Annotated in this window: 6 protein-coding genes and 1 pseudogene; 4 read left to right on the top strand and 3 right to left on the bottom strand. The window is 66.3% G+C overall.

Annotated elements, in window-relative coordinates; translation table 11 throughout:
• A pseudogene (locus E3T54_RS13840) lies at nt 1-126 on the top strand (transposase); the annotation flags it as partial.
• Nucleotides 127-715: 589 nt separating this feature from the next.
• Here E3T54_RS13840 and E3T54_RS13835 read toward each other — a convergent pair.
• The 3 genes from E3T54_RS13835 to E3T54_RS13825 all read right to left on the bottom strand — a co-directional run bounded on the left by E3T54_RS13835 (nt 716) and on the right by E3T54_RS13825 (nt 3,547).
• On the bottom strand, nt 716-2,281 hold the full coding sequence (locus E3T54_RS13835; RefSeq protein WP_134476212.1) for a molybdopterin-dependent oxidoreductase: 1,566 nt from the start codon (nt 2,279-2,281) through the stop codon (nt 716-718).
• 582 nt (nt 2,282-2,863) lie between these two features.
• Entirely contained in the window at nt 2,864-3,172 is a 309-nt protein-coding gene (locus tag E3T54_RS13830) for a thioredoxin family protein (protein WP_134476211.1), read from the bottom strand.
• Nucleotides 3,173-3,223: 51 nt separating this feature from the next.
• A complete protein-coding gene (locus E3T54_RS13825) occupies nt 3,224-3,547 on the bottom strand; it encodes a metal-sensitive transcriptional regulator (RefSeq protein ID WP_134476210.1) in 324 nt (107 codons plus the stop codon).
• A gap of 84 nt (nt 3,548-3,631) precedes the next feature.
• Here E3T54_RS13825 and E3T54_RS13820 point away from each other — a divergent pair, with 84 nt between their 5' ends.
• The 3 genes from E3T54_RS13820 (at nt 3,632) to E3T54_RS13810 (ending at nt 6,818) form a co-directional block, all read left to right on the top strand.
• Nucleotides 3,632-3,958 carry a heavy-metal-associated domain-containing protein gene (locus tag E3T54_RS13820; RefSeq protein WP_134476209.1) on the top strand — a complete coding sequence of 109 codons (327 nt, stop codon included), beginning with the start codon at nt 3,632-3,634 and terminating at the stop codon, nt 3,956-3,958.
• Complete coding sequence (locus tag E3T54_RS13815) at nt 3,955-6,240, top strand: cation-translocating P-type ATPase (protein WP_134476208.1); 2,286 nt, start codon at nt 3,955-3,957, stop codon at nt 6,238-6,240. The genes E3T54_RS13820 and E3T54_RS13815 overlap by 4 nt, the downstream gene beginning before the upstream one ends.
• A gap of 92 nt (nt 6,241-6,332) precedes the next feature.
• Nucleotides 6,333-6,818, top strand: coding sequence for a hypothetical protein (locus tag E3T54_RS13810; protein WP_134476207.1), 486 nt, complete (start codon nt 6,333-6,335; stop codon nt 6,816-6,818).
• Nucleotides 6,819-6,845 lie beyond the last annotated feature (27 nt).

The raw sequence follows: 6,845 nt of genomic DNA, 5'->3' as shown, positions 1-6,845 counted from the left end.
TCAAACGCCGCACCGACGTCGTCGGTGTGTTCCCCAATGCCGCAGCTCTGCTGCGCCTGGCCGGGTCGGTCCTGATCGAGCAGCACGACGAGTGGGAGGCCGGCGAACGGCGCTACTTCTCCGAGGCCTCGATGCTCGAGCTGGCCGTCATGAACAACCCCGTCGAGGTCATCGATGAGGCGGTGATCCTCCCCGAACTCGCCGCCGCCTACACTAGAACAACTGACCCGCACGGTGTTGAGAAACTCCACCACTCAGCGGGACGTGACCGTAGCCCCTACCTGCTCACTGCCAGATGGGAACCGCAAGCGGAAAAGAGTGTCGTCTACGAATGCCGTGGACTGCAAAGCGAGTGCGGGCTGGTGAATCTCTAAACCTCGATGCCGGTGTGTTCCCATTCGCACCATGCACTCGTGCACTTGTCGGTCCATTCCAGCGGCCCACGGTCGGGATGTGACAAGTACGCTCCGAACTCCACAGCGCCGGAACCGCATTCGGGACAAGTCAGGGTAATCATTGGAACGAGACTAGTTCGCGCTTCCCCGACATCAAAGGGCTTGCCAACGAACTCGGATTCATCTATGGGTTGTTGAGCGGCTCGGCGGGGCACCGAGTTCAATGTCCAGGCTATTCGCGGAACCTCAACCGGATCGCCTTCGCGCCGATCGAGTTGGAGGCTATGTGGGCAAGAAGTATCGTCTGAGCCGTTCGCGTATCAATTGACCCGGATCAGTGTCTTCTGCCAGCCGGTTGAACCGTTGGGTGCGATCGGGCTGGGCTCCTGCTCTTGCAGCTTGCCGTTCTTGTCGGTCGCCCGGACAGCCACATAGTGGGTGCCCGAGGATGCGTTCCAGTCCAGATACCACTGAACCCAGCTGTCCTGGTTGACCGGGGTCGACAGCGTCGCCTGCTGCCAGTCGCCGTCATCGATGTTCACCTCGACTCCTGCGATGCCGACCGTTTGCGCCCACGCCACGCCCGCGATCCTCGTGGATCCCGGATCGATGGCCTTATTGATGCGGGGCGTGTCGACGCGGGACGACAGTTTGATCGGCGCCGTCGCGCTGTACCCGCGGGGAGTCCAATACGCCGTGTCCGCCGCGAACGTCGTCACTTTCAGCTCGGTGAGCCATTTGGTGGCAGACACGTAACCGTAGAGCCCGGGCACGACCATCCGCACCGGGAACCCGTGCTCAAGGGGAAGCGGTTCGCCGTTCATGCCGACCGCGAGGATCGCGTTCAAGCCTGGGTCGGTCAGGGACGACAGCGGGGTGCTGGCGGTGAATCCGTCGGCGCTGCGCGACAGGACCATGTCGGCGCCCGATCTCGGCGATGCCAGGCTCAGGATGTTGCGGATCGGCACGCCCAGCCATTTCGCATTTCCAACCAGGTTGCCCCCGACCTCGTTCGACACGCACGTGAGCGTAATCACGTACTCGTCGAGCCCCATCCCGACGAGGTCATCGAAGCTCAGGCTCACCTGCTTGTCGACCAGGCCATCGATGGTGAGCCGCCACGTTTCGGGATCGATGGATGGCACGCTCAGCGCGGTGTCCACTCGATAGAAGTCCTTGTTCGCCGTGAACAGCGGAGATATGCCCGGAATGCGCAGATCGGCGCCCGCTGGAATCGTCACCGTCGAACGCGGCGCCGGCAGCTTCAGGGCTTTACGGATCCCGGCGATCGACGAGCTGGTAACGTTCACAACTCGCGCCCCGACGCCGACGACGAGAGCGATCGCTCCTGCCGTTGCCGCGAAGCGGATGAAGCCGCGCCGGTCCAGGGCCGCACGCTGCATATCCGGTTCGGCCACACTGTCGCGCCACGAGCGCAGTCGTTGAGCCAGCAGATACAGCAGCACACTGCCGGCCACGGTTCCGATGATGGTCGGCAGGGAGGCGAAGGGTGTGGCCGCAGCTCTGGTGACTGCGGAGGCGACCGAGGCGACGCCGGCGACGACCAGGACTGCGACACCGATCAGCGGGCGGACGAATTCAAGTACCCCTGCGGCCGCTGCCGCGATCCCGATCCCGACACCGAGACCGATCAGAAGGAATAGCTTGTCGTTCGATCCAAAGGTCTGGATCGCGAACTCCTTGGCCCACTGCGGCACGATGTCGATGACGAACGAGCCGACCCCCAGGATGGGGCTCCCGTCGCGCGCGATGAGCAACGCCACCAGCTCGGCGACCGCCAGGAATGCGCCGGCACTCACGACACCGGCAATGGCAGCCCACGGCCAGAGTCGCCGTCGCGTGGTGGTGAATTTGCTCGTGTCCATTATTGCCTCCGGCTTCGCCGGGGCGAGAAAACCCCTGCTTACCTGTATTCGGAGCCGATGCCATTTTGGATGGCCATTGCGCAACACGGATGCCGGAGGAATTTCTCGGTGTCCCGGCGCGGGATTGGACACCGCCGATGAGCAACTCGCCGTAAGTGAGTCAAGGACCATCTCGGTCGTGCAACCGGGACGCGATCGGACGGCCCGAGTGCGCAATCGTCGATCTTCGCCCTATTCGCGCACTTTCTTCAGGGGAACCTCTTGTGGGACGGTTGGACATGGTTCTTTCCGAATGCCTCGTCGCCGCCAAGCCCCTTGTTATCTGCCGACCCCGGAAGGCGAGGTCGGCGGGCATCGCGCTACACCTCAGGCTGAATTTTTAGCCAAACCGCAAGGGGGCAAGAATGTCGTCCGCGATGCAGACGCGGCTTCGCGGAGCGTCGGATCGGTTATCGGAGGTCGGGGTGGAGTCGAAGGGCGACCCACAGGCCACATCGTCGGCAGGCCTCGGAGTCTCCGAGCGCGTGGAGACGACGGCGCGGGAACGGACGGCCACAGCAGGAACAACGGATCTCCGCCTTCTCATCCATGAGACGCCAGCGCCTCCTGAAGCTGTCCTTGCGTCGGTCGGCCAGCGAGGCCCTCGGGTGTCATGTAAACCCGGCACGCGAGGTCGTTGGTGCGCCCAGCAGAGGGAAACAGATCAGTGCCGTCAATGAGGATGGTCGGAGAGCCAGCGAATGGCACCTGCGCCGCCGCGGCGGATGAGGCAACGAGCGTGTACGTGATGGCAGTGTCCTGATGGCCGGTCGAGTCCAATGCCACGCGAAGGCGACGACCCGCTTCTTCCCAGCTGGGGCAATCGTCGATGTGGAGGATCTCCGCTTTCATGACTTGCTCCCGTTTCGTCGAAGGGCTCGTTCAATGAACAGAGCGGTGGGACTAAGAGCGGACCAATCGCGCGATCGCGGCCGAGGCCTCGCGCATCTTCAGGTCCGCCTCGTCGCCCCCAGCCGCGGCGGCATTCACGACGCAGTGGTTCAGGTGCTCGTCGAGAAGCCCCAGGGCCACCGACTGGAGGGCACTCGTCATCGCCGAAATCTGGGTGAGGATGTCGATGCAATACTTCTCGTCCGTCACCATGCCCTGCAGTCCCCGGGCCTGCCCCTCAATCCGGCGCAGGCGCTTGAGGTAGTCGTCTTTATTCGAGATGTACCCGTGCGGGCCAGTATGCGTCGCGCCCGCCGCTTCGGTCGATTCGTTCATGACACAACTATACCCCCTGGTGGTATCCGGGGGTATAGTGGATATGTACCCCTGGGGGGTAACACCGATCGAAAGGGACTGCTGATGTGCACGACCAACCAGAATGACCTTGGCCTGACCGACGCGTCCTGCGCCTGCGGAACGCATGCTCACGCACCAGCGGGTGCCGCCTCGACCAACGTCGGCCTGACGACGAGCATCTTCGAGGTGTCCGGCATGACCTGCGGGCACTGTGTGAAGAGTGTGACGGAGGAACTCAGCCAGCTCGAGGGCGCGAAGAACGTGGAGGTCGCGCTCGTCTCGGGCGGCGTCTCCCAGGTCACCGTCTCGAGCGTCGGCGCACTTGACCCGGATGCGGTCGCCGCCGCGATCGATGAGGCCGGCTACGAGCTGGTGACCCCGGCCCGATGAGCGGTCAGCAGGTCGAACTTGTCGTTGGCGGGATGACCTGCGCGTCCTGTGCGGCGCGGATCGAAAAGAAGCTCAACCGCATGCCCGGCGTCGAGGCCTCGGTCAACTACGCGACCGAGAAGGCCACCGTCTTCGTGCCGGATGGCACCACGGTCGAGCAGGCGATTGCGACCATCGAGGCGACCGGTTACAGGGCCGAGCTGCCGGCCCCGCCGGAGGCCTCATCAGAGGCCTCGCCGGAGACGGAGGTGGACAGCCTGCGTCGGCGACTGCTGATCTCCGTGGCGCTCACCACGCCGGTCGCGCTGATGTCGATGATCCCAGCGCTGCAGTTCACGAACTGGCAGTGGCTGGCCCTCACCCTCGCCGCGCCGGTCGCGGTCTGGGGTGCCTGGCCGTTCCACCGCGCGGCCTGGGTCAACGCCCGCCACGGCGCCGCGACGATGGACACCCTGATCAGCATCGGCGTGCTCGCCGCCCTGGGCTGGTCGCTCTACGCGCTGTTCTTCGGAACGGCCGGGATGACCGGCATGACGATGACGTTCAACCTCACCGCCACCCGCGGCGGTGGGGCGCACGAGATCTACCTCGAGGTCGCATCCGCGGTCACCGTCTTCATCCTGGCCGGACGCTACTTCGAGGCCAGGGCGAAAAAACGCTCCGGCGCGGCGCTGCAGGCGCTCCTCGAACTCGGCGCGAAAGAAGCCACGCTGCTGCGTGACGGCGTCGAGACCAGGGTCCCCACCTCCTCGCTCGTGGTCGGCGACCTGTTCGTCGTGCGCCCCGGCGAGAAGATCGCCACCGACGGCGAGGTCGTCGACGGCAACTCCGCGGTCGACGCGAGCATGCTCACCGGCGAGGCCGTTCCGGTGGAGGTGGGCCCCGGCGCCGTTGTCGTCGGCGCCACGCTCAACTCCGGCGGCCGGCTCGTCGTGCGGGCGACCCGCGTGGGGTCGGACACCGAACTCGCCCAGATCGGCCGCCTCGTCGAGACGGCGCAGGCCGGCAAGGCCGACGTGCAGCGCCTGGCCGACCGAGTGTCGGCGATCTTCGTGCCGATCGTGATCGGCCTCTCCCTGGCCACCCTCGTGGTCTGGCTCCTCATCGGCGCGGGTCCGGTCGTGGCGTTCACGGCGGCCGTGGCGACGCTCATCATCGCCTGCCCCTGCGCGCTCGGGCTGGCCACCCCGACCGCCCTGCTCGTCGGCACCGGGCGCGGCGCCCAGCTGGGCATCCTGATCAAGGGGCCGCAGATCCTTGAGTCCACCCGCCGCGTCGACACCATCGTGCTTGACAAGACCGGCACGGTGACCACAGGCCGGATGGGCCTCGTCGCCGCCATTCCCGCTGTCGGCGTGACCGAAGACGAGCTCCTGCGTCTCGCCGGCGCCGCCGAGACCGGCTCAGAGCACCCGATCGCCGCGGCCATTGTCGCGGGCGCACAGCACAGTTTGGGCCCGCTGCCGCCGTTGGATTCATTCGCCTCCACGGACGGCCTCGGCGTCCAGGCCGTCGTCGACGGGCACCTCGTGCTCGTCGGCCGCCCGCGCTGGCTCGCCGACGAGTGGAGCATCACGCTCCCGGTGGAACTCACGGACGCGCTCACCTCCTTCGAGTCGCTCGGGCAGACCGTGGTCGCCGTCGCCGGGGACGGGCAAGCGCGTGGCGTCCTCGCCGTGTCCGACACGGTCAAGGCGAGCAGCACGGCCGCGATCGCCGCCTTCCGCCGCCTCGGCCTGCGACCTGTGCTGCTGACCGGCGACAACGAGCGCGCGGCTCGCGCCGTGGCCGCGGAAGTGGGCATCACCGACGTGCGGGCCGAGCTGCTCCCGGCCGAGAAGGCCGAGGCCGTCCGGGCCCTGCAACGCGAGGGTCGGGTCGTCGCGATGGTCGGTGACGGGGTGAACGATGCGGTGGCCCTCGCCACGGCCGACCTCGGCATTGCGATGGGCACCGGAACCGATGTCGCCATCGAGGCCAGCGACCTGACGCTCGTTCGCAGCGACCTGATGGCGGCCGCGGATGCCATCCGGCTGTCCCGGCGCACCCTCGCCACGATCAAGGCCAACCTGTTCTGGGCCTTCGCCTACAACGTCGCCGCGATCCCGCTGGCCATGCTCGGCCTGCTCAACCCCCTGATCGCCGGCGCCGCCATGGGGCTCTCATCGGTCTTCGTGGTGAGCAACAGCCTCAGGCTCCGCGGATTCCGCCCGCTGTCCGAGCCGACGCCGGTGCGCGACGCGACCTCGGGTGAGCTCCGAGATCTCGCCCCGGTCGGCTAGACACCGTTCTCCCAGCCGGCCGCTCGGGCCATCGGGTACTGTATGAGAGGCCCGAACTGTGCGTAACCAATCCGATTCGACCTGGAGGTGACATGATTTTGCGCGATACCCCGATCACGGGACGTCCCCGACGCCATGTCTTCCGCTCCGTGATCGTGTCGGTTCTGGCCACGGCTGCCCTGCTCCTCGGATTGTTCGCCGCTCATTCTTCCGGTGCCGGCGTCGCCGCAGAGCATGAGATGGCCGTCGCTGCACCGGGCGCCTCAGCGCCAGCTGAGTACCTCACCGGTGCGAACGAAATGGTGGCCAGCGCTGGTGCGGATGCCGTCGTCGTCGTCGCCTCCGGCTTCGATGGGGGATGGCTCAGCTTCGGGGACGACTTGATGGCCGGTTGCGGCATCCTGGCGATGACCTGCTCGGTGTTGCTCATTGTCGTGGCTCTCATTCGTCTGACTCGCCAGCCTTCGGTGTACAGGCAACTTCTTGACGCCGGCGGTTTCGTTGTCAGCTCGTTCCGCACGATCCCGCTTCACGTTCACCGGCCCAGCCTCATCCTGCTTTCCATCAGTCGCATTTAGACGAACCCGCTCGCGCGCCAGCACCTG

The organism is Cryobacterium sp. Sr8 (genome assembly GCF_004403225.1).
GTDB lineage: Bacteria > Actinomycetota > Actinomycetes > Actinomycetales > Microbacteriaceae > Cryobacterium > Cryobacterium psychrotolerans.
Note: the sequence above shows the minus strand (reverse complement) of the source record. Positions and strands in the feature narration are given on the sequence as shown.

Coding starts and splice junctions, on each gene's coding strand:
- E3T54_RS13810 (WP_134476207.1), top strand. CDS start 6,333: ATGATTTTGCGCGATACCCCGATCACGGGACGTCCCCGACGCCATGTC.
- E3T54_RS13825 (WP_134476210.1), bottom strand. CDS start 3,547: ATGAACGAATCGACCGAAGCGGCGGGCGCGACGCATACTGGCCCGCAC.
- E3T54_RS13820 (WP_134476209.1), top strand. CDS start 3,632: ATGTGCACGACCAACCAGAATGACCTTGGCCTGACCGACGCGTCCTGC.
- E3T54_RS13835 (WP_134476212.1), bottom strand. CDS start 2,281: ATGGACACGAGCAAATTCACCACCACGCGACGGCGACTCTGGCCGTGG.
- E3T54_RS13830 (WP_134476211.1), bottom strand. CDS start 3,172: ATGAAAGCGGAGATCCTCCACATCGACGATTGCCCCAGCTGGGAAGAA.
- E3T54_RS13815 (WP_134476208.1), top strand. CDS start 3,955: ATGAGCGGTCAGCAGGTCGAACTTGTCGTTGGCGGGATGACCTGCGCG.